Below are 25,647 nucleotides of genomic sequence, written 5' to 3' on the forward strand. Positions count from 1 at the left end.
TTTTATTGGCGGAAGACGAGCCGCACCTTTGCGGCCAGATCAAAAAGCTGCTGAACGCTGAAGGGCGCGTTGTGGACGTTGTTCACAGCGGTATTGACGCCCTTCACATGGGTTCGACCGAACCGTATGACATGATTATTCTCGATATTGGCTTGCCCGATCGCGACGGTATATCCGTGCTACGTGAATGGCGAGGTGCAGGTGTCAAAACACCGGTGCTGATCCTAACGGCCCGAGATGGCTGGAGTCAGCGCGTTGACGGTCTGGACGCAGGTGCCGACGATTATATGACCAAGCCATTTCATATGGCCGAGCTGGCGGCGCGTGTGCGTGCGATCCTGCGACGCCAAAGTGGGCAACTGAACCCGGTGATCGAGATGGGAGATGTCATTCTGGATACCAGGAACGGACGGGTGACGGCAGATGGGATTCCAGTTGATCTGACTGCTCAGGAAATCGCTGTGCTCACATACCTGGCACATAATGCCGGGCGGATGATCTCAAGAACCGAGTTGTCAGAGCATATATATGAGTATGACGGGGACAGAGATTCAAACACTATTGCCGTATTCATTACCCGCTTGCGCAAGAAACTGGGGTCAGACCTTATCACTACGGTGCGCGGTCGCGGATATATGATTAACTCAGCCTGATGTTGTCACTGCGTCAACGGGCATTGCTGGCGGGAATAGCGACCGGAGCAGTGTCCGTCGGAGTGGGCACGCTCGCGGTTTTTTCTTATATTGACTCCAGAGTATCGGATCGTTTCGACACCACTCTGCTAGAGCGGCACACACAACTTGTCGTTGGCTTAAGTGTAACTACGAATGATCCCGATGCTTTGCGAGATCTGATGTTCGACCCCGCTTATGGATCTCCGTATTCCGGGCGTTATTGGCAAGTCACTGGAAATAACGGTGATGTTTTCACATCCGCATCGCTTTTCGATGAGACCATAGACGAGCCCGAAGGGGATTTGGATGTCCTGACCCTCTGGAACACCCTTGGGCCTGACAACGAAGCAATACGAAGTGCGTATCAGAAAATTACCTACGAAGACGGAACCGTTTGGGGTGTAAGCGTTGCAGAGAGCCAGGCCCAGTTGATCGGAGAACGGCGTGCAGCGCAGCAAAACTTGCTGCCGGTGTTCGGCCTTGTCGGGCTGATTGGAGTTGCCGGTTCACTGTTGCTTATGTCAGTTATTCAGGGACCGCTTCGCCGGTTGCAGACGGATGTGGCCCATCGTTGGGAAACGGATGAGGACCTCAACCCTTCAGATTACCCCGGAGAGGTTTCTCCATTGGTCGATGATCTAAACCAAGTGTTGCGACGCAACCGGGACATTGTATCGGGTTCCCGTAGGCAAGCGGCTGATCTGGCCCACGCTCTGAAAACCCCGGCATCCATCCTGCGGAATGAATTGGTCAACTTTACAGATTTAGGTGTTCAAACCGAAATCGCGAAAGAGGCTCTTGATCGGATTGACACTCAGCTTGGTCGGTCGTTGGCAAGAATGCGGGCGATGAACACGGCGGAGCTCACACATTCGCGAACGGACTTGTCAAACTCCATAAAACGGCTTGTACGATTGTTCACCGTCACGGCGGATAGGGAAAATAAATCGGTTGAAGTCATGTGTGAACCCGATCTTTGGGTTCGAATGGACGCACAGGATATCGAAGAAGTCATGGGCAACGTGTTGGATAACGCCGTCAAATGGTGCGACAAGGTGGTTCGGGTTTCGGCTTGGCGTAGAGAGCAAAGTATTGAGATTCGAATTGAAGACGACGGGCCGGGAATACCGGAAGACTCCCGCAGAGAAGCGCTGCGGTCGGGCGGTCGCCTGGACACATCGGTTGCGGGCAGCGGTTTGGGGTTGGCGATCGTAGTTGACTTGTTGAACGCCTACGGCGCTAAGCTCACATTGGATAGATCGAAAACGCTTGGGGGATTGGAAATTCTTGTGGCGATACCTGCAGGGCCTAATAGAAAATCAATTTAAGGCGCCCCTTCTGAAACTTTGTAAACCCGCCTAGACGGCCTTTCAGCCTTTTCAGAACTTTGCTCTAAACTTTTCCACCTGCAGAGCGCACAGACTCACTTCCAGATTCTGCCTTTCGGTTCAGCAGATGCAGCAACTCGACTTGATTTGAAGCCCCTGTCTTGGAAAATATTGAGCTGAGGTGCGAACGGATTGTTGCCGATCCGACAGACAACGTATCCGAGATCATCTTGACCGTCATTCCTTCTTTCATCATCGCGCACACCCGGAATTCACATCTGCTAAGTTCCGCGGGGTTACGAGGATCAAGGACAGGAACACAGCTATCGCCATTGACCTCATTCAGAAGGTGATTTCGGACCCGCTCAGAATTGGCAGAAACCGAGCCCGGTAATCGTCTGCTCCAACCGGACGCAAGTGTTGAAGCCAATATTATCAATAGATCCAGATCGTGACTTTTGGGTTTATGCCTATAGTGCAATTCAAGATGGTCGACATTCCCACCGCTTGTTTCAAGCGGAACTATTATCACTTCCTCAAAGCCACTTAGCTTTTGATCCTGATAGCTGGGCATCGACACATTTTCTGCAGCTACCATATCTGAAAATTTCCAAACTGAACCGGCTTTCGCGGTAGAAATGCATTCCCCCATAACCAATTCTACTTGCGTTTGGGGTTGCGAAGGCCAAATCTTCCCCTCTTGAATACAGCAGCGGGCAATATGTTTGACTTTCTGGTTCGTTTTTGAAGTTCGTGCAATTAAAGCCGCGTCGGCACTTAGCAAATGAATTAAATGACTGAGGACGCTTGAAAAGGGTTTATTACCACTCAGCGCTTGCATCCATTCCACGACGAAATTCAAGCTACTCTGCGCGTTGGCGCCTTTTGGAAAGCTGACACTCATAACCAATTGACCGTTTACTCAAAAAACTTCAGCCGAACTCGTGCGACCCTCACTACAATCACAAACTTGTTCAGCTATGGTCGCGTCAGCAACTGATTTTATGACCTCTTCCATAGGTCGAAGCACAGCGGGGCGGTCATTGCGATTCTCGCAAGCTATTGTTTAATAATAATTTAACTTGAGCGCAATCTCGGAATACTCTCTTCTAACCTGCTCCTTTTGTCGATTTTATCAACTCAAAGTTAGATCAACTTTCCGTACAATTAGGAGTCCATAATGTCCATTGTTTCTAATTTCAGCGATTCGCTTTGCATTAATAACCCGTTAATGCGAGGTTCACATATTTCTTCTTAAGGATGCTTCATTCACCAACAAAACACTTCATAGCTGCATTACTTTCACTATTGACGGAAGGCGAGTGTATTTGGCGCAATTACGGTGATTGAAGAGCTGCTGCAATAAATGCCTGGCTCGCGTTGCAATATCTCGCAACGCCGAAATCAATCTAACCTTTCGGGGGATACATGACTAAATTCATGAAAAAGTTTGTTAAGAGCGAAAGCGGAGCGGCAATTGTAGAATACGGCCTCGCCCTTTTGGTCGTCGCGTCGATTGCCGTTGGTGCATTCACGTATCTTGGTACACAAACCAACGCCAACGTGACTAGTGCATGTGGCGCATTGGGTAGCGCAACCTGCACCACTACGACACCGTAAAGTGCAGCCTCTTCTTAGCAAGAAAGAATTCTGCGCCGCCGTCAAACTGTAGCGGCGCAGAAGTTACCGCCGGGATTTTCGAGAACGCAGGAATACCGACGTTCCAGAATTTGAAAGCGTAACTTTTGGAGTCAGATATGCGTGTCAGACCAATCATTACAACACTCTTCGGAATTGCAATTGCTTCCGGGTCCGTCTTCCTGGCGAAAGATCACATTCAGTTCAAACCCAAATCCGCCAGTGTGTCGCTGGATGCGGATTTGGTCGAGATTTACGTTGCCAAATCCGAAATAGCCTTTGGCCAGATGATCGAAAAACACCACGTCACGATATACCCTTGGCCGCGCGAGGCTTTACCAGCCGGCGTTTTCACCCAGATCGACGTACTTGTTCCTGAAAGCCGCAAACAGTTGCGCCGCGCAAAGGGCCGTTTTTACCCGGGTGAGGTAATGCTGATGTCCAAAGTTTCGAACTTCGGTGAAAAAGTCACACTGGTTCAGAAACTGGGAGAGAACACCCGCGCCATGGCCATTGAGGTTGATGCGGTTACTGCGGTGGGTGGTTTCGTTACTCCCGGTGATCGCGTGGATATTGTTTTGACGCAAGGCGCACAGATGGAATTGAGCGCCGTAACCATATTGCAAAACATTCGCGTGATCGGCGTGGACCAACAGTCCGAAGAGTTGAGCGATCAGCCCGAAGTCGCCCGCACGATTACGGTTGAGGTGACGCCTGAACAAGGTCAACGCCTGGCACTGGCTCAAAGAGCCGGAACGCTCAACTTGACCCTGAGAACACTGGATGGTGTTGAAGACGAGCCCATGGAAATGGTTCGCTTGCGGGATCTGCTGCAGGAAGAGGGCCCTGTAGAAAAGGTAGAGGCCCAACCAACCGTAAAGTTGCGCCGCGGGACGGAAACCGAAGTTGTAACCATCCAGAGAAAGCGCCCTGAATCCGAGACAACGACAGAATCTGAACCAGTCGGTGGGTTGGAAATTAACAATCAGACGGACGCTCAGCTGGCACCTGCGGTCGTGACGCCCGGCGTCAAACCAAAATCTCGTCCGATCGAAGTCAGCCAGCGTTCCGGGCAGTAAGTCCTCGCCATGTTTACTAAAACGATCATATCCAAATTTGCGAAAGAAGAGTGCGGCACCGTCGCGATCCTCTGGGGCACGGCATTTGTAGCGTTTCTTGGCTTCTTTGCGATCACATTGGATGTCGGCCGCTTAAACTCGACGCATGCGGAACTTCAGTCCTTTGCTGACAATGTGGCTTTGGCCGCAGCTGGTGAGTTGGACGGGCAACCTGATGCGATAACGCGTTCGACGAATGCTGCCGCCAACCTGATCAGCGACAGCCAGACTTTTGCCACGGGATCAACTACCCTTTCGGGGGCGGCTGATTACGCGCTCACGTTCCATTCTGCGCTACCAGCTTCGGATTTGGCCCCGCTCGGTGCGAATGTCACCACGGACCCAAGGAAAGCCAAGTTTGCGCAGGTTGTTCTAACTCCAAAATCGCTCAACATGAGTCTTGCGTCGGCATTGGACAGGCTACTTGGAGGCAGCGGTTTTTCGGCGGCCAGCGTTTCAGCTGAGGCTGTGGCAGGATATTCGAAGGCAGCCTGCGATATCTCACCTCTGATGTTCTGCCTGCCGCCCAACTGGGAGACCACGCTGACTGTAGGCGATCAGATCCTGCTCCGCAGCGGCGGCAATGGCACTGCCTGGGGGCCGGGCAACTTCGGCTTCATTGATCTGGCGACATTTCAAGACACCTCGGGTGTTTGCGCAGATGAGGGCGGCAATAAGCTGGCCTGCCTCATCGCGGCGCAGGACCAGATTACACAATGCATCCTGACCAACGGTCTGGACACGGAGCCCGGTCAGAAAGTCGGCATCACCAATGCTGCGTTCAACGTACGCTTTGACATTTATCGTTCCGTTCTCAACGGAGAGAAAAACAACGTCGATTTTGCCCCAGCACCGAATGTAATTAAAGGGATCGAAAAGAACGGTGGCGGTGCCTGCATTCAAGGTAATGAACAACTGACACCCGATACGATGGCCCTAGGTCGCGATCTGTGTATGAGTGCAGGTACCTGCGGCGGCAACAACCGATTTGGAGACGGCAATTGGAACCGCACAGGCTACCTCAATCAAAACCACGATCTGGCCGACGGCATTGCAGACGGTCTTGGCAGTGATACGCATCTGCCTTCGCTGTCCGGATCGGACACCGTCTTTGCCGGCACGCGGTACGGGATGTACCTCAGGGAAATCGCTTACGGAAACACGAACCCTCATGCAGCACCAAACGCAAACGCCATTCTGAACCCTTCGCTTGCGGAAACCGGCCGCCCAATGTGTTCGAGCCGTATGTCAAACGATCCGGCACGACGCGTTGTGACAGCCGCTGGCGTCGATTGTGCCCAAAACCCCGTGTCTGGTTCGACGAGCGGAGTTCCGGTCACAAAATTTGTCGCCGTGTTCCTGACCGAACCGGTGGGCGATAACGGTGGCTCGCCCCCCAGTTTTGACATCCATGGCGAGGTCGTAGGCTTCCCAGACGTTACTGGCGTCGGCAGCGGCGGCAATGGGTTCGGCGGTATCTTTCGCGACCTCGTACAGTTGTACCGATAAGGGGGGCGTAGTTTTATGAAAATACGCCTGACAACCCCATTCAAACATTTCGCCAAGAATGACGATGGCGCGATCATCGTGGAATTTGGTCTTGTTATGCCAGTCATGTTGCTGATGTTGGCAGTGACATTGGAATCCGCTCGTCTGATGTGGTCATACCAGTCGGTCATCGCGGGCGTTCGGGATGCCAGCCGCTACCTGTCCAGAGTCACGCCAGCCGACATCTGCACGTCAGGTGGCTCTGTCACAGGTCTTACCGCAACGCTAAAAGGCATCGTGGAACAAGACATCAACGGCAACAACCTGTTCCCGTCCAGCATATCCGTAAACTCAGTCACTCCTAGTCTGTCCTGCGTTTCCGGTACCTACCGAATGAACCCGGCCCCTGTAGGCCAGGTCAGTGCAAACATCACTATTCAATTCCCGATGGGTGGCCTCTTGTCGCTCTTCGGCAGCAACGCGTCATCGGTGACGACTGACGTCGCTGATACATCGCGGATTTTTGGTCAATGAAACGTTTGCCAACTATACACACACAATTGCGCCACGTCGGAAAAGGATTCATGCGCGGCCAGGACGGTGGTGTTCTCGTCGAGTTCGCTCTGGTTGTTTCGCTATTTTCTTTCCTGTTTCTGGCGTTGCTGGATTTCGGCCGGCTTTCCTACAGCGGTGTGAACGCTCAAAAAGCCGCGCAATTAGCTGTGCGCCTTGCAGTTGTTCGACCTGCGGCGTGTGCAGGTATTCCTCAAACCCATCAGCGAGGGACGTCTACACTGGCCCCACGTTTCGGTACGTCCTGCAATGCTTCTGCCGGAGTGTGTGCCAACGTTGGAACAATTTCCTGCGCGGGTGTCGCCACGAACGCCACCGCCTCAGAAATCTGGGGTCGCATTAATCCGCTTTTGCCACCTGGCACCACGATCGACGTGATGCAGTTCTCATACGCCTTTGATTCCAATCTGGGCTTTCTGGGTGGCCCTTACACACCCATGGTCACAGTCGAATTGAACCTTAATGATTTTCAGTTCGTGTCACCGCTGGCCGCGCTGGCAAACGCCGCAGGCGCAACCAACAGCACACTATCTTCGACAGCCGGTTACTCCAATTTCAGCGTCTCGCTGCCTGCTGAAGACCTTGCACTAGGAGAGTCAGGATAATGGATCATAACGTTTCCAATCTGAAGTCACATTCGGTCATGCTTGTTTCCGAAAGGGAGGGCATCGCTCAGATTGTCGCTGACGTCTTTCCGCCCGAAAAAAACAACAAGATCACCGAAAACGCGACTTCTTTCCAAGCCTTGAACGGAACTGCCCTTCAACTTGCGTTCAAACATGACTTAGTAATCTTTGAAATCAACCCTGATGATCTGGGTGAAGTGCAAGCTATCGAGGAGTTGCTGGCACATCGCAACGACGACACGCTATTTGTCGCGCTGACACAGAATGACCTTTCGATCACTAAGGCGCGAGAGTTGCTGAAAATTGGCATTGACGAGGTTCTTCCCCTGTCGATTGACGGCGAGGAGCTGAAAGCAACGATCAGCGAAAGATTTAGCGCGCGCACTGTCCCACAAACTTTAGTCCTGGATGGATCATCTGCGCTTGGCAAAGTGATACCGGTGGCGAAATCTCGTGGCGGTGTAGGCGCTTCAACTGTTGCCGTGAATCTTGCGTGCTCGCTGGTGGGCGGAAAAGGATCCATTTTCCGCAAAACCGAAAAAAGTCGAGTCGCCCTGTTGGATTTTGACCTCCAGTTCGGAAACGCAAACGTGTTTCTGGATATCGAAGACAATGGAGGGTTTCTGCAATTCATAGAAAACGCTGAAGAGCCCGACGATCACTTTTTGTCTTCAATACTCCAAAGCCATGCTCTGGGTGTAGATGTTTTGTGCGCGCCTGCTCCGTTGGTTCCGCTTCAGTCGATGCGGCCGGACCTAATCGAAGGTATGCTCGACGTGCTTCAGCGTCGGTACGACTATATTGTGATAGATCTTCCCTGTGCCGTTGTGGAATGGGTCGAACCCATATTCAAGCGCGCGACCCAGCTTGCCTTGGTTACCGAAACAACCGTGCCATGCGTCCGCCAGGCGAGGCGTCTGATCGACTTTTTCCGTGAAGCAAATGTTGGGCTGCCAATGGAAATCATCGTCAACCGCGAGCGGCGGACAATGATCAAGCCAACACATGTTCGCGAAGCCGAGAAGGTGTTGGAAACAAAATTGAAACATTGGTTGCCGGACAACCCGAAGGTGGCCCGCAATTCCGTGGATCTTGGACGTCCGATCGTCGACATGAAACCGCAATCGGATCTGGGAAAAGCGTTGGCAAAGTTGGCTACTGCCTTAATGGCGGACGTACAGCCTGCGGCGACAAAGAACAATTAAAGGGAGATCACCGTGTTCAACGAATATAGATCACGCAGGGCAGCGTCTAAATCGAATGTGCTTACGCTGGAACGGCCAATTGAAAATCTGCCCGAAACCAAGGTGACCCCTGAACCCATAGACACAGATCTGCAGGCTCATCTGGAGCTCAAAAGCCGCCTGCACGGCGAACTTCTTGACCGGCTCAACCTGTCTGTCATCGACAAGGTCGAACGGTCCGAATTGAAGCGCCAGATCGCGTCCCTTGTAACAGGTTTGATCGAGGCTGAACGCCTGCACCTGAAGTCAGAAGCCTTTACTGCACTTGTCGAAGAGCTCATCCACGAAGTCATGGGATTGGGGCCGTTGGAGCCACTGCTGGAAGATCCAACCATCAACGACATCCTCGTCAACTCATACGACAAGGTTTACGTTGAACGCTTTGGTTTACTGGAGCCGTCAACTGTTCGTTTTCGCGACGAACGACACCTGCTGCGGATTATTGACAAGATCGTCAGCAAAGTTGGCCGTCGAATCGATGAATCCCAGCCTTGGGTTGACGCCCGCCTGGAAGACGGCAGCCGGGTCAACGCCATCATTCGGCCTTGTTCAGTCGATGGGCCTGCATTGTCGATCCGCAAATTCTCTCGCAACCCGTTGACAATAAGCCGGCTTGTCGAGCGAAACAGCATGAATGACCAAGCGGCGAAGCTTCTCGAAGCGTTGGTGGAAGCGAGGCTCAATGTTCTTATTTCGGGGGGTACCGGCTCGGGCAAAACGACCATGCTGAACGCCGTTTCATCGTTCATCGATGGCAAACAGCGTATTGTGACAATTGAGGATGCAGCCGAACTGCAGCTTCAGCAAAGCCATGTTGTCCGGCTTGAAACCCGCCCTGCTAATTCAGAGGGGCAGGGCGTTATTACTCAGCGTGATCTTGTCCGTAACGCCCTTCGGATGCGTCCTGATCGCATTATCGTCGGAGAAGTTCGCGGTGCCGAGTGTTTTGATATGCTCCAGGCCATGAATACAGGGCACGACGGGTCTATGACTACCGTTCACGCGAACTCGGCGCGTGATGCTCTGAGCCGGGTCGAACAGATGGTGACAATGCTGGGGGCCGACCTGCCGATAAAAACGATCCGATCTCAAATCGCTTCGGCCATTCATATTGTGTTGCAGCTCAGCCGCCTCAGCGATGGCACCCGCAGAGTCGTCAGCATCTCCGAAATTACGGGCATGGAAGACGACACAATCACAATGCAGGACATATTTGTCTTCAAGCGCCGGGGGAAGTCAGAGAACGGAGAAGTTCTGGGAGAGTTTCTACCCACCGGCATCCGACCGAAATGTTTCGATCAACTGGTTTCAGCCGGAATTGATGTGGACACCAACATGTTTATTCGCGGGGCTATGTCATCATGATCGACTTACAGCCAAACACACTGAATATTCTGATTTATATTGCAATTTTTCTAGGCATATTGCTGGCATATGAGGGGTTGCACCAGCTGCTCTTGCGTAAAGAGACTCTTAGCGAAGCGCGAAACCGCCGCATGAAGATGATTCAAAGCGGCGCCTCAACTGATCAGGTTCTGCAGTTGCTGCGGGATCCCGCAATGGTGGCCGCGGGTGACCGGCCCGGATTGATCGCCCGTTTTCGCCGTCTACTGGTTCAAGCGGGGTTGGCAATTAGCCCCATTTGGGTTGTCTCTGCTGCCGCAATCCTCGCAGCGGCGGTTTTTGTTGGTGCATCCCGCTTCATTGCTCCGGAACTCGCGGCGGCCCTGAGCGCAATTGTCAGCTTGGTCCTGCCGATAATCGTGCTGATTGCCATGAAAGAAAACCGGTCAAAGAAATTGACGAAACAGCTGCCAGATGCCTTGGACCTGATGGCTCGGGGTCTCAAAGTTGGTCACCCCGTGGCCGTAACGGTTGGAAATGTCGCCACGGATCTGCCAGACCCCATCGGCTCGGAATTTGGGTTTATTCAAGATCAGATCAATTATGGCGATGACGTCGCGACCGCCTTTCACGATTTTGCAAAGCGCGTTGGAACCGAGGATGCGAACTATCTTGCAGTCAGTATCGGCATCCAGCATGGGACCGGCGGCAATCTCGCACGAATTCTGGGAATTCTGTCCCAGGTCATCCGTGACCGTCAGATTATGCAGAAGAAAATCAAGGCCATTTCTGCCGAGGGACGTCTGAGCAGCCTCATACTTACGATTTTGCCGGTCATTATTTATCTTTCGATCGAACTTTCCACACCAACTTTCTATGGCGACGTTCGCAGCGACCCGTGGTTTCCGTTTTTTGCCTACGTGATTATCGGCCTGACGATTACTCAAGGGTTGCTCTTGAAGCGGCTCGTCAAATTCAAGTTTTAGAAGCGAGCGGAGATATGGATACCATTCAAAACATTCTGAACGACCAAGGCCTTCCCCCGCAGTTTCTTCTGCTGTCCGGTATAGCTGTTAGCGTTTTCTTTGTTGTCCTGGGTCTTTCGGGCATGACTGCCAGTGACAACACAGCGGCGCGGCGCATGCGCGTTGGGTCAGTTTCACAGGCGCACGGGCAGGACTTTGACCTCATTCAAGGTGATGACAGTGACCCGCATGGTTTGTTCAAGGCATTTGTACCAACGTCGAGACAGGAACGTTCCAAAATCGGAAGGTTGCTGAAACAGGCGGGAATTCAACGAAAGCATGCCATTCGTTCGTTTTATTTCTTCCGTGTGGTTACTGGATTCATCCTTCCGGCAGCTTTCGTAATTGCGTTGGCCTTGCCAATTGAAACGCAAGTTCAACTTGGGATCGCTAGTTATCTGCAAAGTATCACATGGATGACCGCGTTGCAGATCGTGACAGTATTGATGGTTGCTGGGTTTTATGGCCCCGCCCTTTGGCTGCGTTACCGGATTAACAAGCGCCGTCAGGCAATCGAACACAGCCTCCCAAATGCACTGGACCTGTTACAAGTGGCGATAGAGGCCGGGTTGGGATTTGATGCGGCGATGGTCCGCGTGTCGCACGAGCTGGCACATGCGGCCCCGGAAATCTCGCAGGAGTTCTCAATTCTTCAATTGGAACTTCAAGCTGGCAAGGAACGGCAGGTGGCCTTTTTGGACATGGCGGATCGGGTCGGCATTGATGAGGTGAATTCGTTTGCGAATGCGTTTTTGCAGTCCAATCAGTACGGCACCAGCATTTCCGCCTCATTGCGCAGATTTGCGACTGACATGAGGTTGGACCGCGAACTACGGGCGCAAGAAAAGGCCAACCGCCTACCTGTGCAAATGTCAGCCGTAATGGCCATGTGTATGATGCCCGTCTTGTTGTTGATTTGCTTGGCACCAATGTTGATCCGTTGGATTAACATGTTTGGGTGAAGAGCCACAAAGCGACGCTGTTTTGCGTACCGGCAGGATTTCTCGCGCAGCTAATCACACAACGCGTGATTCTCGGTGTTTGTTAGTGGCGAGTGGTTTATCCGACATTGGCCACTTGTCTACCCGCGCTCGGACTTCTCGGCGTCTGCGCCATGGCCGTGGCATTCGGAGGATTTAGATATCGCTTATGCCGATGCTCACCCTCTGAAGTGAGGCTTTCGACATATGGCTCAGCGATCTCCTCACAAGCAGCTCTAAGGCAGATAGCCATTTGTCGCGCAAACTCTTCGGAGACACTCGCATCGCGCACGCCTCTTGAAAGGCAGGTGTAGGCGATCACTATCGAGGTTTACGAACACGATTTTTTTATCCGGAATGATCGCACTTCAACCAAGGCGCAATCAGCCAAACCGCGCGGGTGCTCCCATCGGTTGGCGCGAGCTTGGAACTACCTGACGGGCGCAGCACTTGACTATTACAGGCACTCGGCGATTGAATACATACCGGCAAGGTTTCCTTGCACGATCATTTGCGATGGGTCTTTGGGTTTATTGCGTTTTTCAGCGTCCTGCCTATCACTTGTTAGTTGTGGGATGTGTTTTAGGTATTAGATGTTAAAGCTAACAGTCCTTTTCCTATACTTGGCTTTACCTGCGCTTTTGGTCATAGGGCCGGTCACCAGAAGCGAAGGATTCCGCTGGGCGTTATCGATTGGATTTCTAACTTTTTTCGTACTTTCCACTTTCCGGCCCACATTTGCAGGACGAGTGTTTCAAGTTGGCTTGGGGACGATACTGGTGCTGCTCAATGCAGCGCTTTCAGCATCGTTTATTATACAAGGTACACCTTTTAATGCTGCGTTTTTTGCGCACCTCGATGCATCGACCCTCAAAATCGCCTGGCAAACGCAAGCCATCGGAGTGCTGGCATTTGCCGTTTACGTGCTTGCAGCGCCATTCATAATACTTTGGGCAGGCCGAAACAGAGTAGCAGATAACCTTTTTGACCGGCTCCCGCCCAGACGAACCGTTGTGTTCAAGGCCTGCAGTCTTCTACTTTGTGTTGGCCTTAGCTTTCCGATTTCGGCGATAGCACAACACTATATGAACCAAGGCAAAAGTTCCGAGCGATTAGATGCCACTTTAAGCGAGCTTCAGCGGCAAACCTTACCCGTCAATATCGTAATGTCCGAACGAAAAAACGTGGTGTTGCTTTACCTTGAAAGCCTTGAACAATCCTATTTTGACGAAGCCAGATTCCCCGGCCTTTTACCGGGTCTTTCGAAGCTCCAGAAGGAAGCAATCTCGTTCTCGAATGTGGTTCAGTATCCAGGGACGAGTTGGACGATAGGGGGCTTGGTGGCCAGTCAGTGTGGCATCCCTCTCTTGACCCGCCGAGGTGGGAACTCCGTCCTGGAAAAGGTGGACAATCCCTTCCAAGCATTTGACTGCTTGGCTGAACTCCTCGAAAACGCTGGATATAATACAGCGTTCATTGGTGGTGCCTCCCTGGATTTTGCTGGAAAAGGACGTTTTCTTCGCGACAACGGCTACCAGGTTGCACTGGGTCTGGATGAACTGCCAACCTCGTCCCGCCATAGTTGGGGGATGTTCGATGACGAGCTCTTTGGCCACGCTTGGCAATTGTACGAAGGGTTAACCGAAGACCAATCGCCATTCTTGTTGACTGTTCTGACTTTGGATACCCATCATCCAACGGGGACTCCATCACCAAGTTGCGCACCATATTCGCCGGACGCGTCCTCCATGCTGAACGCTGTACATTGCACGGACCAGTTGGTTCTGGACTTTGTAGAGGCGATCCGGGCGTCCAAGGCAGCGGAAAACACAATCGTGGCGATTTTTTCGGATCATCTCGTGATCGCCGGTGACGTATTGTCTCATTTTGAAGGCATGGAACGCCTTCTGACTTTCCTGTTGCTTGACCCGTCGCGCGACGGTGCGAGCTATTCCGGAAAATCAAGCCATTTTGATGTTGGGCCAACGCTTCTTGAGGCTGCCGGAATGAAAGGGGTCGATTTTACTTTTGGACAATCCCTGCTGACGCACTCGCAGGGTTTCGTGGCAGATCGCAATCTGGTCGAACAAGACATGAAATCGTTTTACGTTGAAATGTTGGTTCAGAACCTGAAGGACGCCAAGTGAAGTCCGGGTTGGGCTCTGAAAACCTTCACATAGTGACAGGTCAGAAGAGACATCGTATGGGCAAGTGCCTGTAATTAGGCTCAGTTCTCTCTATCAAACGTATTGAAAGGCGCCCGCAAGCCTCGCTAGCTATTTTGTAGACAGGCTCAACCCAGTCAGAGTTCCGGAACCTCAACCTGATACCGCAGTTGATCCTATGCTGGGAACCTTTTGTGCCGTTTGCGACGGGTTCCATTCGCTAGTGGCGAACAATGGACGGAGCGCCCAGAATTCGGCCATTCCAGCGCAAACCGGATATAAGTGAGAAGTAATGACTGCTGTGGTCCACTCGCCACAAACCGACTACCGGATTAGAGATCTCGGGCTTGTTTGGGCGACCGCCCAACTTAACACGATTATTGGCCACCCTGTTCCAAACGCCAAACGAGGTTGGCTTTAACCGTCGGCCATTCGGACTGGATGATTGAATAAACGGCAGTGTCGCGAACTGTTCCATTTGCCATGATCATGTTGGATCGCAAAATCCCATCAAGCTTTGCACCGAGCCGTTCGATCGCTCGGCGGCTTTGCATATTGATGAAATGAGTTCGGAATTCGACACAGATGCAACCAAGTTGTTCAAAGGCATGCTGAAGTAGCAACAGCTTGCACTCGGTGTTCAGCGATGTTCTCTGCACGGATTTTCGATACCATGTCGACCCAATTTCCAGCCGGCGATTTGCAGCGTCGATGTTCATATAGGTGGTCATTCCCACGGCGCGACCCGAGGCTTTTTCGATCACTGCGAAAGGGAACATCGAACCTGCCGCGCGCAATGCCAGCCGGCGTTCGATTTCTGCAGGAACATCTTCGGGTTTCGGTACCATCGTGTACCAAAGACGGTGAAGCTCGCCATCCGATGCAGCCTCTGAAAGATCGCTATGATGTCTTTCAGCGAGCGGCTCGACCAAGACGAATTGCCCTTCTGAAGAAAACGGTTCTATCCAATTGGTCATGTCAATATCGTCTCACAGCAAACCCTAAGCTTTCAATAGTACCGGCTACTTGCGTGTACAATCATGAAACACTGCGGCAAGGTGGATTGGGTGTCTGAAGCGCACCAAGGCTCGGCATTGTTGAGCAACTTCGCGGTGCCAAACCCTCGGAAAAATCTGCTCACGCCTTGGGGTATGTTGTTTTTTTTTGAAAAGGATCGCCGCCTCTGTGGCGGCCTTGTCTGATGCTTCCTTTGAGCCTTGATGGCCCTCCATTCTATCCCGTCAAGGCGCGCCCACAGGAGATCTGATAGGAGAACAGTTGCAGACATGCGCTGTCAAATCGCGAGATCAAGGCGTGGTTTCCAGAATGGGCGAAATAGTTCGATCTTGGGGCATCGATCCATGACGACTTTCAGGCCGGCATCCTCAGCCAGCTTGGCTGCGCGGTCGTCGTATACACCGATCTGCGCCCAAAGAACCTTGGCGCCGATTTCAATGGCCTGTTCGGCAATAGCGTAAAGTTCTTCTTTCGGTCGGAAGACCTCGACCATGTCGACAGGGCGGTCAATGTCTCGCAGGGAATGCAGCACCGGGATGCCCCGGATTTCTGTCAACTTCGGATTGGGATTTACCGGGATCATGTCGTAGCCCGTTTCGTGCAGAACTCGCAGTACGCCGTAGCTGAACTTGGTCTTGTCCGCGCTGGCGCCCACCATGGCAATGGTTTTCACCGAGCGCAGGATATCAGACAGGAATTCCTGTGAGTACGCATAGCGATGATCGATGTCGTCGGGCATCTATGTCTCCTTTGGTGTCGCAATATCCGCTTTCAGTTCATGCGGCTCCAGTGGATCGAGAAATGGATTGCGGTACAGTTTGTCGTGACTATCAACACCGATTTCCAGCGTGCAATCCGTCACGGGCCGCGCAATGCATAGCAGAACATAACCCTGCGCGATCTGACGGTTGTTCAGTGCAACCTGTCGGCGTTGATCAACCTCGCCATTCGTCAACTTGGCTGCGCAGGTGATGCAGCCGCCGTATTTGCAGCCATAAGGTAAGTCCACGCCTTGTTCGCGCAATGTATCCAGTAAGGGGCGCTGGGGGGCGACCTCGTAAACAGCACCGCCCCGGTTGGCAATTGTGATGGTGAAGGAATCCGTCACAGCCAGATGTCACTTGTACAATCGCCACCTGGGTAACGGGTCTCGTGGCATCGGCTGGGACCGTTGGGCTCTTTGCCGAAGTCGACGATGAACTCTTCATTGATCTTCATGCCGCCATTTTCAACGTCGCAATCAATTCTCACCATAACTCCGCCTTGCTGGCGGATCTCGGGGTAGAATTGGTTGTCCCACGTCGAAAAAAGCGATGTGGTCACATAGAGCCGTCTGCCGTCCAGTGAAAGCTGAAACATCTGCGGCCCGCCAGCCATCTTTACGCCATTGACCTCGGGTGCTTTGCCCAGCAGTCCTCCCATCCAGACCTGACCAGTAAGTTTCGGATTGTGCGGATCGGTGATGTCGTATTGGCGCATGTCCCCATGCAGCCAGTTGTTTAAATACAAGAACTTGTCATCCATCGACACCAGGATCGCAGACATGACACCCGGCACAGGAATGGGCCACTCGGGGTGAGGTTCATTGTCCACATCAATGATCTTTTCCCACTCCCACTTGCCAGCGTCGGATTTCCAGAAGTGGATCACGTTGGAGCTGAGCGCCGCTCCGCAGAACCCGTGTGTACTGTCAGGATCGTGCAGGAACTTGACTTCCAGTGGGATCAATCCGTCCTCGCCCAAATACATGCTTTCAACCGGGACACGCTTTTCGAAGTCCCAGATGTGCAGCCGCCGCCCGTACTTTAAATGACCGACCTCTTCCAGATCGAAGCCCGGCATGAACGTGTTCGGTGCGGCCCATTCCGAACTGACCATCACGTTGTGCCGCGGCTGGTACCAAAAGTCATAGCCGAAAGGGATGTCGCCCATTGATGCTTCCCACCGACCAACGATCTCGAATTCTTTGTTGAGGTGCAGATACCCACCTGGCGCCTCGCCCTTGGCGTCGCCCAAAAATGAAATAATGATCTCGGACCCCAGACAGTGCACAGTGTGCGGGCCGGAAAGATCAGTCTTTGATTTGATCTCGGCGCCGTCGATCACTTTGTAGAGCCGAGGAGTGCGTGGGTCCGTCGCGGTATCAACCACGTGGATATTATTGGAGCGCACGCCCGGAACCAGCAGGTATCTGCGCGACATAGAGCTGTCATCGTGGCAGGAAGAACAGGCATTCCACCCCATGTGGTGAAGTTCGTCGCCGATCCCTGGCATCTCCAGGCGGTGGATCACCTGTGAAAAGGTCGGGCTGTGCGGATCGGCGTCCACCGTCGCGAGGTAATCCGGCTTTTGAATGCCGGTCCCCGTGTAGATCGCAATTGTATATAGCAGTTTTTCCCGAGGCGCCCTGATTGCCTCCTGTGGGCTTGCATAGCCAGGCCCGCAGCATGCTCCATCCATTTGCTTACCCCCGGTTGAAACCACTAAACTTAACGAAAATCGAAAATAGATTTATCACAAAGTGAGAAAAAAGTACCTAGAGCGCTGGATAGCGATACAGGAAGTCGTCGGTCAGAAAGGTAGGGTGTCGGGGGCTGACACTTGCGCGCCCTGAAGAACTTGAGGTGGAGTAGGGTGTTATCCGGGGACAGGGATAACTGAATGCTTCGATGAACAGGACACGGAGGTTGCGCGGCTGCCGCTACTTCAGGAGAAACCTGACCGGGCGCCGCTCTCCCAATCGGAGCAGTCGGATCCACGCGGGTGTTGACGTCACTCACACGCAAATAAATCTCTAGCATTACGACTTAATCAGACTACTTGTTTCGGCAATGCCGAATGAAAGTTCCGGGAATTCCGCATTCAAAATAATTCATGCATGTCACGCTTGATGCACAAGGCAAACACATGTTTCAATTTTAGTGCTTGAGCGGCGAAACTTTCCGCGAGTCAAATAATTGAGAACCTCAAGGTTTTCAAAAAATTATGCGCAGTGGCTAACACCAATCAACAAAATTGCGCGAAATACGTCCAACATGGAGAATTCACATGAACAAAATTTCGATGCTATTGGGTGGCGCTTCGGTAGTAGTCGCCATGCCGGCAGTGGCTGCCGACATCGTTATCGGCGTGCCGAACTGGGCTTCAGTGAACGCCACCGCGCACATCCTGGAACTCATTATCGAAGAAAACCTCGGTCTTGATGTCGAGCTGCAAAATGGCACGAACCCCATCGTATTTGAGGCCATGGACAGCGGTTCGATGCATGTCCACCCCGAAGTCTGGATGCCAAACCAGCAAAACCTGCACGACACCTATGTCAAAGATAACGGCACTGTTGTCATGAACGAAAACCCGGTTCAGGCCGAGCAGGGCATGTGCGTCCCGACTGCAATCGCAGAGGAATACGATATCAAGTCCATTGATGATCTAAGTGACCCAGACAAGATGGCGATCTTCGACACCGATGGAAACGGTACACCCGAGGTCTGGATCGGCGCACCAGGTTGGGCCTCGACCGTCGTCGAAAAGATCCGAGCCAAGTCATACGGCTATGACCAGATATTCGAGCTGACCGAGTACGAGGAAACTATCGCTTATGCCAACCTGGCCAATGCCACAAAGGCAGGCGAGCCGTGGATCGGCTTCTGCTACAGCCCGCATTATATCTTTGTGACTCAGGATCTGACTGTGCTGGAAGAGCCTGCTCATGATCCGGCTTCCTGGACTATCGTTCAGCCCACAGACGACCCAGACTGGCTGGCAAAATCCGAAGCATCGTCGGCTTGGAACGGCGCAACACTCCACCTTCACTATGCCAAGGAGCTGGAAGAAGCCTATCCTGAGGTCGCTGCTTTGTTCCGCAACTACCAGATGCAAGGCGATGATCTGAGCACCATGGGTAAGGCGCTGGCCGTGGACAACGTGGAAGCCGCGGATTTCGCCCGCCAATGGGTGGATGAAAACGAAGACACTGTGATCGGCTGGTTGACCAACTAAATCACTCATCGGAGGGCCGTCGCGACAGATCGCGGCGGCCCTTTTCTGATCTGCCGGGCGAAACTCCGCCATATGGGGGGCAAATGGACGAACCTGTCGTAAAACTTGATAATGTCTGGAAAATTTTCGGCGCGCGGGCCGAGGAAGCCATGGCAGCAGTTCGGGCCGAAGGCATAGGCAAGCCTGAAGTTCTTGAAAGATTTAATTGTGTCGTCGGCGTGCAGGGCGCGACGTTCGAAGTGCCAAGAGGCGAGATTTTCTGTATCATGGGCCTGTCTGGTTCGGGCAAGTCGACGCTGGTGCGTCACATTAATCGCCTGATCGAGCCGACAGCTGGCCGGATCGAAATTCTGGGGCATGACGTCTCCAAGATTTCCGAGGGCGAACTGCGCCGTATCCGGGCGCAACAGATTGGAATGGTGTTCCAGCATATGGCGCTGATGCCGCACCGCTCGGTTCGCGATAACGTGGCTTATCCGCTGGAAATTAGGAAAGTGTCAAAGTCCAAACGCTGGGCGGTGTCTGATCATGCTCTGGGGCTTGTTGATCTGACTGGTTACGAGGATCGCCTGCCCAAAGAATTGTCCGGTGGTATGCAACAGCGGGTAGGGATTGCCCGTGCGTTGGCGTCGGACCCGGAAATTCTGTTGATGGATGAGCCGTTTTCAGCGCTCGATCCGCTGATCCGGCTACAGTTGCAGGATCAGTTCAAAGCGCTGGTGGCTCAGTTGAAAAAGACCACGTTGTTTATCACTCACGACCTGGACGAAGCTATCCGCATCGGGCACCGCATTGCCATTATGAAAGACGGTGTGATCGTGCAGATCGGCACTCCTGAAGACATCGTGATGAACCCCGCCGACGACTATGTGCGCGAGTTTGTTCAGGGCATATCAAAACTCAAACTGGTTAAGGCGCATTCGATCATGGAGCCTCTCGACAGCTATTCCGGGCCGCTTGAGGGCGCACCGCGCGCGGACGAGGGGGCGGATCTGGATCAGCTGATTGATCTGGCCGTGAATACGGAACTGCCGGTTATCATCACGGATTCAGGCAGCGACGTTGGGGTCGTCACAAAGCCGCGTCTGCTGCGGGGTATCCAGGGGGGCAAAAATGACTGATGCAACAACGGAACTGAAGGTCACAGCCGCCTCGGACATCGAAGTAGACCGCGAGGCGCTGGATCGCTCGATTAACGAATTCGTGGGTCCAAACGGAGACTATTACGTCAAGACATTTCACAAGATTCACGATGCGACCGGCGCCGTTCCCAACACGTTCAATATGTGGGCGGCCTTGTTGGGACCGTTCTGGTCGGCCTCTCGCGCAATCTGGGGAATGTTCTGGACGTTCCTGATCCTCGAAATCATTGCATGGGTTCAGATCGGGCGTGGTGCCTGGGGCAACCCGGGTGCCGATTTCGCAGAACGGGCCGCAGGTCAGCAAGAACGGGCCGCCGAGCTATTGGCGCGCGCGGCGGACTCCACCGAACAGGCTGACATAGATCGCTTTACCAAGCTGGCCGAAAACATACAGAAAGCGGCCGACACAAGTTTGGAGAGAGCGGCGGCCGCTCAGTCCGAAGCCGCGGGCATTCTGATTACCGGCTTGCTGATGCTGTTGGTGTTCAAGCTGGTTCAGGGCTTCTATGCGGATCGCATCTATGAAAAGCAGTATTCGAACTGGCGGATCGACCCTGGCAGCACCGAAAGCGGAAGGTCTACGCGGAATATTGTTTTGGGTGCAATTCTGGTCGCCGCGATTGGGCCATTGATTGTGTACAAGTTCACTGTCAATGCCTCGCTTCCTTTGCTGGATGAGTTTCCAGAGAAAGAAGTCTCCGGGATAATTTTGGGCGAAGGAAACGGAACCCTGTTTTCGGCCTTGGCGAGTTGGATGGAGGCGAAAATCGATGCGGCTGCAGCAGCGGGCGGAGATATTTTCGATGGGATCGTGGCCGGAGTGCGATCGGTTCTGGATGCGCTGACCATTGCTCTGATCGGATCGCCCTGGCCGGTTGTTATGCTGGTGATTTGCGTTACTGCATGGCGCTCGGCGGGGCCACGGGTGGCGATCTTTACTGCATCCTCTTTAGCCTACATCGCATTGCTGGGGTATTGGGACGTGGCGATGGAAACAGTCGCCCTGGTCGGCGCGGCGGTTCTCTTGTGCGTGGTATTCGGTATTCCGCTGGGTATTTGGTTCGGCAAATCCAAACGCGCATATCGCGCAGCGGAACCGGTTTTGGATCTGATGCAAACGCTGCCCGCGTTCGTGTATCTGATCCCGATCATCGCCTTTTTTGGTACCGGGAACCCGCCGGGTATTCTGGCCACCATCATTTTCGGGATGCCTCCGGTTATTCGCCTGACCGCCTTGGGTATGCAAGGCGTGCCCGAAAGCATCAAAGAGGCAGCCGTGGCCTTTGGCGCGTCCAAATGGCAGTTGCTTAAGGATGTCGAAATCCCGTTGGCTCTGCCATCTATCATGACCGGCGTGAACCAGACCATTCTGATGTGCCTGTCCATGGTCGTAATTATCTCGCTGATCGGCGGTGGCGGGCTTGGGAAAGAAATCCTCGAGGCGTTGCAATATGCCGCCAAGGGGCCAGGACTTCTGGGCGGGTTCGCAATTCTATTCCTTGCGATGGTCATGGACCGCATTGTCCAAGGCGCCTTCCGGCGTGAAGACGAGAAAATATGATGGCTTTGGCGCCCCCGGCTTAACCGGGGGCGTTTTTTTGTTGAAGGGGCGAGACATGACCGATCGTTACGAACAGTCCATGATGGATAACCTTTACTGGTGGGGTGTCCCGACATTGTTCCGGTGCCCTCATACCGGACCCGAGGGCAAGGATATCGCTCTGGTCGGCGTGCCGCATTCGACAGGCAACGGCACCACTGAACGCGATCAGCATCTGGGACCTCGGGCTTTGCGGCATGTCTCGGCGGTGCAACGCCGTGTGCATTCGCTGTTTCAGATCGACCCCTGGAACAGCGCAAATATTGCCGATGTCGGGGATGTCCCGTTTCCGCGGGCCAACGATAACGAAGATTGCATTGAACGCATCACGGCCTTTTACAAGGACATAGACACAGCGGGCGCGCGTCCCGTATCAGTCGGTGGAGATCATTCGGTCACCGGCGGGATTGTACAGGCGTTGGGCGGCGGCAATCTTGCTGGTGGCGAGCCCGTCAGCTTTCTGCATCTTGATGCGCATACGGATGTGTTCACCAAGGTTGATCACTTTCTGGGCGCCCGCAAATCAGCGGCGCATTGGGGTGCATATCTGGCCGATCAGGGGCAGGTGGATCCCACGCGGTCCATGCAGATCGGGTTGCGGGGGCACCCGCGCAGTCTGGACTGGCTGCAGCCGTCTTACGACTATGGGTATAATATCGTCACGATGCGAGAATTCCGCCAACGGGGCTTGGCCGACGTTGTTGCGCAAACCCGAGAAGTTCTGGGCGATCGCCCGGTTTACATCACCTTCGATCTGGATTGCCTCGATCCAACCGTAGCGCCAGCTGTTTCCAATCTGGAACCCGGAGAGAAGGGCTTCGATATCAATGAAGCTGTCGGTATCCTGCACGCGGCGCGAGGTTTGAACATTGTTGGCGGCGACGTTGTGTGCATGATGCCAACAAAGGATAGTCCGAACAATATTACGGCCCTGACCGCTGCAGCGGTTATGTTCGAGATGATTTCGATGATCGCTGAAAACGTCAGCGCACGGTAGCCCGTCTCGCATCCACTGCCTGTGCCAGCACGCAGAGCAATTCAAACATCAATGAGATTCCAAGCCACGCTGTGCCGCCGTCGGGATCGAAAGGTGGCGACACCTCGACGAGATCGGCCCCGACGAGGTTCAGCCCTGACATTTTTCGAATGACCTGTTGCGCTTGAAAGCTGTTGGGACCACCGATTTCTGGCGTTCCGGTTCCGGGGGCATAAGTCGGATCGACAAAGTCGATATCGTATGTGCAATAACAGGGGGCCGACCCGACGATCCGCCTGACCTCGGTCATCACGTCGTCGATGCCACGGTCGAACAGCTCTTCTATACGAATGATGCGAATGCCCTGTGCCTCGCCCCACTCGACATCTTCGGTGTTGTAGGCTGTGCCGCGAATGCCGACCTGTACAAAACGTTTCGGGTCAACCAGACCTTCCTCGATCGCGCGACGGAACGGTGTGCCATGGGTGAATTTGTGACCTCCGAAATAGCTGTCGAAAAGGTCTGTATGGCTGTCGAATTGAACCAATCCTAGCGGCCCTGATGAGGCGAGAGCCCGTAAAACCGGCAGCGTTGTCAGGTGGTCGCCGCCCGCAGTCAACGGAGCGATGCCCTGGTCAACCAGTTCCGAGTAAAACGTTGTAACGCGGTCCAACGTGTCCTGAATGTCCACAGGGTTGGGCGCGACGTCCCCCAGATCAGCGCAATTGACCAAAGAGAAGGGGCTGACGCCTGTGATAGGGTTCATAGCCCGGATCATGGTCGAGTAATCACGCAATTGACGGGGCCCGTGCCTTGCGCCGGGGCGGTTGGTCGTGCCCCCATCCCAAGGAATGCCGACGATAGCCAGTTCTACCTCACCATATCGATCATGGTCGGGGTTCAAGCTTGGCAAGCGCATAAAAGTTGGCACACCTGCAAAGCGCGCAAGCTCCATCGCAGAGACCGGTTGAAAGAAGGATTTCGCCATAATGACCTCTGACACCTGGTGTTCGTTGAACTGACACTATCCCCACAGCTCTTGTTCACAAAACGAATGTTGGGAAGGTGTGCCTATACGCGTAACCTTTAGCGAAACGTCAGGTGACAATTCGAAACCGCCTGCGGATTTCAGCATCCTGTTCAGGTGTGAGGTACGCTGGGTGATGAGTATTCAGAATCCCTTTTGCCTGGTCGCGTGCATTTGTCCAAGCATCCTTGGCACCGCTTATTTCCCACGTCCGGGGTTCATTTCGATCCGCCAGAGAAGGGTAGAAATAATCCCGTTCCATCGCGCTGTAGGTATGGGAGCTGCCAAGAAAATGCCCGTCACCTAATACCGATTGGCAAATAGCATCAAATCCGAGGTTTTCTTCGGTCACCTCAATTCCGCGCAGCGCCCGATACGTGTGGGAATGCATCTCATTGTCCAAGACAAATGCCTCGAAGCTGACCCCCAACAAAGAGGCCGTCATCCCCGAACTTTCATAAATCAGATTGCCACCCGCTAACGCAGCGGCCAGTGACGTCGTGCCCTTTTCCACACCGTATTGCGCATCGATCGCCTTGGCATCCGTCATTGAGGCTGCAACACCAGAAGGCAAACCCAACCAGTTAATGATTTGCGCTGAAGCTGCGTTGAGAATTGCGGTTTCGCCACTACCACCTGCAAAGGACCCGGTTCTCAGATCGACGATGAGCGGCCAGTTTGAGAACACCATCGGAAAACCGGGTTCGATCGTGTTGACCATGACAAGGCTTGCCAATGTTTCAGCCAACGATTGAGCCAGAAAGCCGGCCAGAGTTGCGGGCGCCGTTGCCCCGGCTTGTGCAGCTGTGATGCAGGACATCGGAATATTGTGTCGAATGCACTCATAGACAACTTCAACCGCGTCTTCACCGTATCGCAGCGGCGAAATAACCGGGCTGATATGCGCTTTCAAAAACGGGCGTTTGGAAAACTCTCCTGGCCCGCCAGCGGCAATGTCTAAAAGATCCACGATGGGGGCGACGTGTTCGGCCAAAGTGAAAGACGTTGCAACGGGTTTGGTCGTGTTCTTGATCAGCGCGTAAACCGTGTTCACGTCCAAATCGAAAACATCCGGCACATCCGTGGCGATACAGCACCTTGTGAACCAGCTGACGTTGGCCAGAGTGTCTTGCAGGCGGGTGAAATCATGCAGATCAGCCAGGGTCGCAGGTCGATATACTCCTGTGTCCATATCAAGAGTCTGAACTGCGGCACCTCCGGTTCCAAAAAACACACGGTCGCCACCGACCTCGATGGACCGCCTCTCGTCCCGGCCATGCAGCACGAAAGTTTTGGCTGCTGTCTTTACGGAGTTTTTGATCATTGCACGTGGAAAAAGCACCCTGTCCCGTTCTGCTTCAATCGCTCCTGCTGCCAATAGGTCTTTGCGCAACCGATCCGGCACATTGCCCATGCCCAGGGTTTCCAGCAATTTCAGGGCTGTGTCGTAGATCTGCGCAATTTCATCTTCAGTCAGTGGTTTGAACTGACCGCCAATCTGACCTGGCGCGCAAGGATCCACTTCCGGTTTCGCAGCACGTTGCGCGATACGAGCCCGGCGACCGCTTCTCTTGCCTCCTTCAGACGACATCCCTGCTGCGCTCCTGCGTCGATGTTTCTCGCACACTAAAGACAACAAAGTTCGGCCTGCAAAAGTTGCAGTACCATTCTTGAAAACTAAAA

23 protein-coding genes are annotated in these 25,647 nt (G+C 53.4%); 16 read left to right on the forward strand and 7 right to left on the reverse strand.

The window, feature by feature from the left end; translation table 11 throughout:
* Positions 1-5 precede the first annotated feature (5 nt).
* Complete coding sequence (locus AC2TCY_RS07405; protein ID WP_480846527.1) at positions 6-653, forward strand: response regulator transcription factor; 648 nt, start codon at positions 6-8, stop codon at positions 651-653.
* Positions 653-2,002, forward strand: a complete 1,350-nt coding sequence (locus AC2TCY_RS07410) for an ATP-binding protein (protein ID WP_480846528.1) — start codon at positions 653-655, stop codon at positions 2,000-2,002. Before AC2TCY_RS07405 ends, AC2TCY_RS07410 begins: the two co-directional genes overlap by 1 nt.
* A 64-nt stretch (positions 2,003-2,066) precedes the next feature.
* Here the strand turns inward: AC2TCY_RS07410 and AC2TCY_RS07415 are convergent, their stop codons facing one another.
* Complete coding sequence (locus AC2TCY_RS07415) at positions 2,067-2,906, reverse strand: helix-turn-helix transcriptional regulator (RefSeq protein ID WP_480846530.1); 840 nt, start codon at positions 2,904-2,906, stop codon at positions 2,067-2,069.
* A gap of 536 nt (positions 2,907-3,442) precedes the next feature.
* Here AC2TCY_RS07415 and AC2TCY_RS07420 point away from each other — a divergent pair.
* The 10 genes from AC2TCY_RS07420 to AC2TCY_RS07465 all read left to right on the forward strand — a co-directional run bounded on the left by AC2TCY_RS07420 (position 3,443) and on the right by AC2TCY_RS07465 (position 14,185).
* On the forward strand, positions 3,443-3,622 hold the full coding sequence (locus tag AC2TCY_RS07420; protein WP_480846531.1) for a Flp family type IVb pilin: 180 nt from the start codon (positions 3,443-3,445) through the stop codon (positions 3,620-3,622).
* A gap of 137 nt (positions 3,623-3,759) precedes the next feature.
* Positions 3,760-4,719: a Flp pilus assembly protein CpaB gene (gene cpaB / locus AC2TCY_RS07425; protein WP_480846533.1), complete on the forward strand. Its 960-nt coding sequence runs from the start codon at positions 3,760-3,762 to the stop codon at positions 4,717-4,719.
* Positions 4,720-4,728: 9 nt separating this feature from the next.
* Positions 4,729-6,267, forward strand: coding sequence for a TadE/TadG family type IV pilus assembly protein (locus tag AC2TCY_RS07430; RefSeq protein ID WP_480846535.1), 1,539 nt, complete (start codon positions 4,729-4,731; stop codon positions 6,265-6,267).
* Positions 6,268-6,282: 15 nt separating this feature from the next.
* Positions 6,283-6,780, forward strand: coding sequence for a TadE/TadG family type IV pilus assembly protein (locus AC2TCY_RS07435; RefSeq protein WP_480846536.1), 498 nt, complete (start codon positions 6,283-6,285; stop codon positions 6,778-6,780).
* Between the two features lie 50 nt (positions 6,781-6,830).
* On the forward strand, positions 6,831-7,424 hold the full coding sequence (locus AC2TCY_RS07440) for a TadE/TadG family type IV pilus assembly protein (RefSeq protein WP_480846537.1): 594 nt from the start codon (positions 6,831-6,833) through the stop codon (positions 7,422-7,424).
* On the forward strand, positions 7,424-8,650 hold the full coding sequence (locus AC2TCY_RS07445; RefSeq protein WP_480846539.1) for a CpaE/TadZ family protein: 1,227 nt from the start codon (positions 7,424-7,426) through the stop codon (positions 8,648-8,650). The genes AC2TCY_RS07440 and AC2TCY_RS07445 overlap by 1 nt, the downstream gene beginning before the upstream one ends.
* Positions 8,651-8,662: 12 nt before the next feature.
* Positions 8,663-10,054, forward strand: coding sequence for a TadA family conjugal transfer-associated ATPase (locus tag AC2TCY_RS07450; protein WP_480846540.1), 1,392 nt, complete (start codon positions 8,663-8,665; stop codon positions 10,052-10,054).
* Positions 10,051-11,019 (forward strand): type II secretion system F family protein, encoded by a 969-nt coding sequence (locus tag AC2TCY_RS07455; RefSeq protein ID WP_480846541.1) that lies wholly within the window; start codon positions 10,051-10,053, stop codon positions 11,017-11,019. Before AC2TCY_RS07450 ends, AC2TCY_RS07455 begins: the two co-directional genes overlap by 4 nt.
* A 14-nt stretch (positions 11,020-11,033) precedes the next feature.
* Positions 11,034-12,020, forward strand: a complete 987-nt coding sequence (locus AC2TCY_RS07460; protein ID WP_480846543.1) for a type II secretion system F family protein — start codon at positions 11,034-11,036, stop codon at positions 12,018-12,020.
* 797 nt (positions 12,021-12,817) lie between these two features.
* Positions 12,818-14,185 (forward strand): sulfatase-like hydrolase/transferase, encoded by a 1,368-nt coding sequence (locus AC2TCY_RS07465; RefSeq protein ID WP_480846544.1) that lies wholly within the window; start codon positions 12,818-12,820, stop codon positions 14,183-14,185.
* 395 nt (positions 14,186-14,580) lie between these two features.
* Here the strand turns inward: AC2TCY_RS07465 and AC2TCY_RS07470 are convergent, their stop codons facing one another.
* The 4 genes from AC2TCY_RS07470 to AC2TCY_RS07485 form a co-directional block, all read right to left on the reverse strand.
* Complete coding sequence (locus AC2TCY_RS07470; protein WP_480846545.1) at positions 14,581-15,180, reverse strand: GNAT family N-acetyltransferase; 600 nt, start codon at positions 15,178-15,180, stop codon at positions 14,581-14,583.
* A 317-nt stretch (positions 15,181-15,497) separates the two neighbouring features.
* A complete protein-coding gene (locus tag AC2TCY_RS07475; RefSeq protein WP_480846547.1) occupies positions 15,498-15,959 on the reverse strand; it encodes a CoA-binding protein in 462 nt (153 codons plus the stop codon).
* Positions 15,960-16,328 carry a 2Fe-2S iron-sulfur cluster-binding protein gene (locus AC2TCY_RS07480; RefSeq protein ID WP_480846548.1) on the reverse strand — a complete coding sequence of 123 codons (369 nt, stop codon included), beginning with the start codon at positions 16,326-16,328 and terminating at the stop codon, positions 15,960-15,962. It abuts the gene before it with no gap.
* Complete coding sequence (locus AC2TCY_RS07485; RefSeq protein ID WP_480846549.1) at positions 16,325-17,680, reverse strand: selenium-binding family protein; 1,356 nt, start codon at positions 17,678-17,680, stop codon at positions 16,325-16,327. Before AC2TCY_RS07485 ends, AC2TCY_RS07480 begins: the two co-directional genes overlap by 4 nt.
* Before the next feature lie 588 nt (positions 17,681-18,268).
* Here AC2TCY_RS07485 and AC2TCY_RS07490 point away from each other — a divergent pair.
* The 4 genes from AC2TCY_RS07490 to AC2TCY_RS07505 all read left to right on the forward strand — a co-directional run bounded on the left by AC2TCY_RS07490 (position 18,269) and on the right by AC2TCY_RS07505 (position 22,958).
* A complete protein-coding gene (locus AC2TCY_RS07490; protein ID WP_480846550.1) occupies positions 18,269-19,219 on the forward strand; it encodes an ABC transporter substrate-binding protein in 951 nt (316 codons plus the stop codon).
* An 83-nt stretch (positions 19,220-19,302) separates the two neighbouring features.
* Positions 19,303-20,340 (forward strand): quaternary amine ABC transporter ATP-binding protein, encoded by a 1,038-nt coding sequence (locus tag AC2TCY_RS07495; RefSeq protein WP_480846551.1) that lies wholly within the window; start codon positions 19,303-19,305, stop codon positions 20,338-20,340.
* On the forward strand, positions 20,333-21,922 hold the full coding sequence (locus AC2TCY_RS07500; RefSeq protein WP_480846553.1) for an ABC transporter permease: 1,590 nt from the start codon (positions 20,333-20,335) through the stop codon (positions 21,920-21,922). Before AC2TCY_RS07495 ends, AC2TCY_RS07500 begins: the two co-directional genes overlap by 8 nt.
* 55 nt (positions 21,923-21,977) lie before the next feature.
* Positions 21,978-22,958: an arginase family protein gene (locus AC2TCY_RS07505; RefSeq protein WP_480846555.1), complete on the forward strand. Its 981-nt coding sequence runs from the start codon at positions 21,978-21,980 to the stop codon at positions 22,956-22,958.
* On the opposite strand, the gene speB is transcribed toward AC2TCY_RS07505, so the two are convergent.
* A complete protein-coding gene (gene speB / locus AC2TCY_RS07510) occupies positions 22,945-23,925 on the reverse strand; it encodes an agmatinase (RefSeq protein ID WP_480846556.1) in 981 nt (326 codons plus the stop codon). The two genes, AC2TCY_RS07505 and speB, sit on opposite strands and share 14 nt — an antisense overlap.
* A gap of 109 nt (positions 23,926-24,034) precedes the next feature.
* Entirely contained in the window at positions 24,035-25,555 is a 1,521-nt protein-coding gene (locus tag AC2TCY_RS07515) for a trimethylamine methyltransferase family protein (protein WP_480846557.1), read from the reverse strand.
* Positions 25,556-25,647 lie beyond the last annotated feature (92 nt).

It is taken from the genome of Ruegeria sp. HKCCD7181, assembly GCF_057221055.1.

Bases quoted from the DNA above. Each gene is read 5' to 3' on its own strand.
- AC2TCY_RS07515 (WP_480846557.1), bottom strand. From the start codon at position 25,555: ATGTCGTCTGAAGGAGGCAAGAGAAGCGGTCGCCGGGCTCGTATCGCG.
- AC2TCY_RS07410 (WP_480846528.1), top strand. From the start codon at position 653: ATGTTGTCACTGCGTCAACGGGCATTGCTGGCGGGAATAGCGACCGGA.
- AC2TCY_RS07475 (WP_480846547.1), bottom strand. From the start codon at position 15,959: ATGCCCGACGACATCGATCATCGCTATGCGTACTCACAGGAATTCCTG.
- AC2TCY_RS07435 (WP_480846536.1), top strand. From the start codon at position 6,283: ATGAAAATACGCCTGACAACCCCATTCAAACATTTCGCCAAGAATGAC.
- AC2TCY_RS07470 (WP_480846545.1), bottom strand. From the start codon at position 15,180: ATGACCAATTGGATAGAACCGTTTTCTTCAGAAGGGCAATTCGTCTTG.
- AC2TCY_RS07490 (WP_480846550.1), top strand. From the start codon at position 18,269: ATGAACAAAATTTCGATGCTATTGGGTGGCGCTTCGGTAGTAGTCGCC.
- AC2TCY_RS07460 (WP_480846543.1), top strand. From the start codon at position 11,034: ATGGATACCATTCAAAACATTCTGAACGACCAAGGCCTTCCCCCGCAG.
- AC2TCY_RS07415 (WP_480846530.1), bottom strand. From the start codon at position 2,906: ATGAGTGTCAGCTTTCCAAAAGGCGCCAACGCGCAGAGTAGCTTGAAT.
- AC2TCY_RS07455 (WP_480846541.1), top strand. From the start codon at position 10,051: ATGATCGACTTACAGCCAAACACACTGAATATTCTGATTTATATTGCA.
- AC2TCY_RS07440 (WP_480846537.1), top strand. From the start codon at position 6,831: ATGCGCGGCCAGGACGGTGGTGTTCTCGTCGAGTTCGCTCTGGTTGTT.
- speB (WP_480846556.1), bottom strand. From the start codon at position 23,925: ATGGCGAAATCCTTCTTTCAACCGGTCTCTGCGATGGAGCTTGCGCGC.
- cpaB (WP_480846533.1), top strand. From the start codon at position 3,760: ATGCGTGTCAGACCAATCATTACAACACTCTTCGGAATTGCAATTGCT.
- AC2TCY_RS07430 (WP_480846535.1), top strand. From the start codon at position 4,729: ATGTTTACTAAAACGATCATATCCAAATTTGCGAAAGAAGAGTGCGGC.
- AC2TCY_RS07495 (WP_480846551.1), top strand. From the start codon at position 19,303: ATGGACGAACCTGTCGTAAAACTTGATAATGTCTGGAAAATTTTCGGC.
- AC2TCY_RS07505 (WP_480846555.1), top strand. From the start codon at position 21,978: ATGACCGATCGTTACGAACAGTCCATGATGGATAACCTTTACTGGTGG.
- AC2TCY_RS07485 (WP_480846549.1), bottom strand. From the start codon at position 17,680: ATGGATGGAGCATGCTGCGGGCCTGGCTATGCAAGCCCACAGGAGGCA.
- AC2TCY_RS07420 (WP_480846531.1), top strand. From the start codon at position 3,443: ATGAAAAAGTTTGTTAAGAGCGAAAGCGGAGCGGCAATTGTAGAATAC.
- AC2TCY_RS07445 (WP_480846539.1), top strand. From the start codon at position 7,424: ATGGATCATAACGTTTCCAATCTGAAGTCACATTCGGTCATGCTTGTT.
- AC2TCY_RS07500 (WP_480846553.1), top strand. From the start codon at position 20,333: ATGACTGATGCAACAACGGAACTGAAGGTCACAGCCGCCTCGGACATC.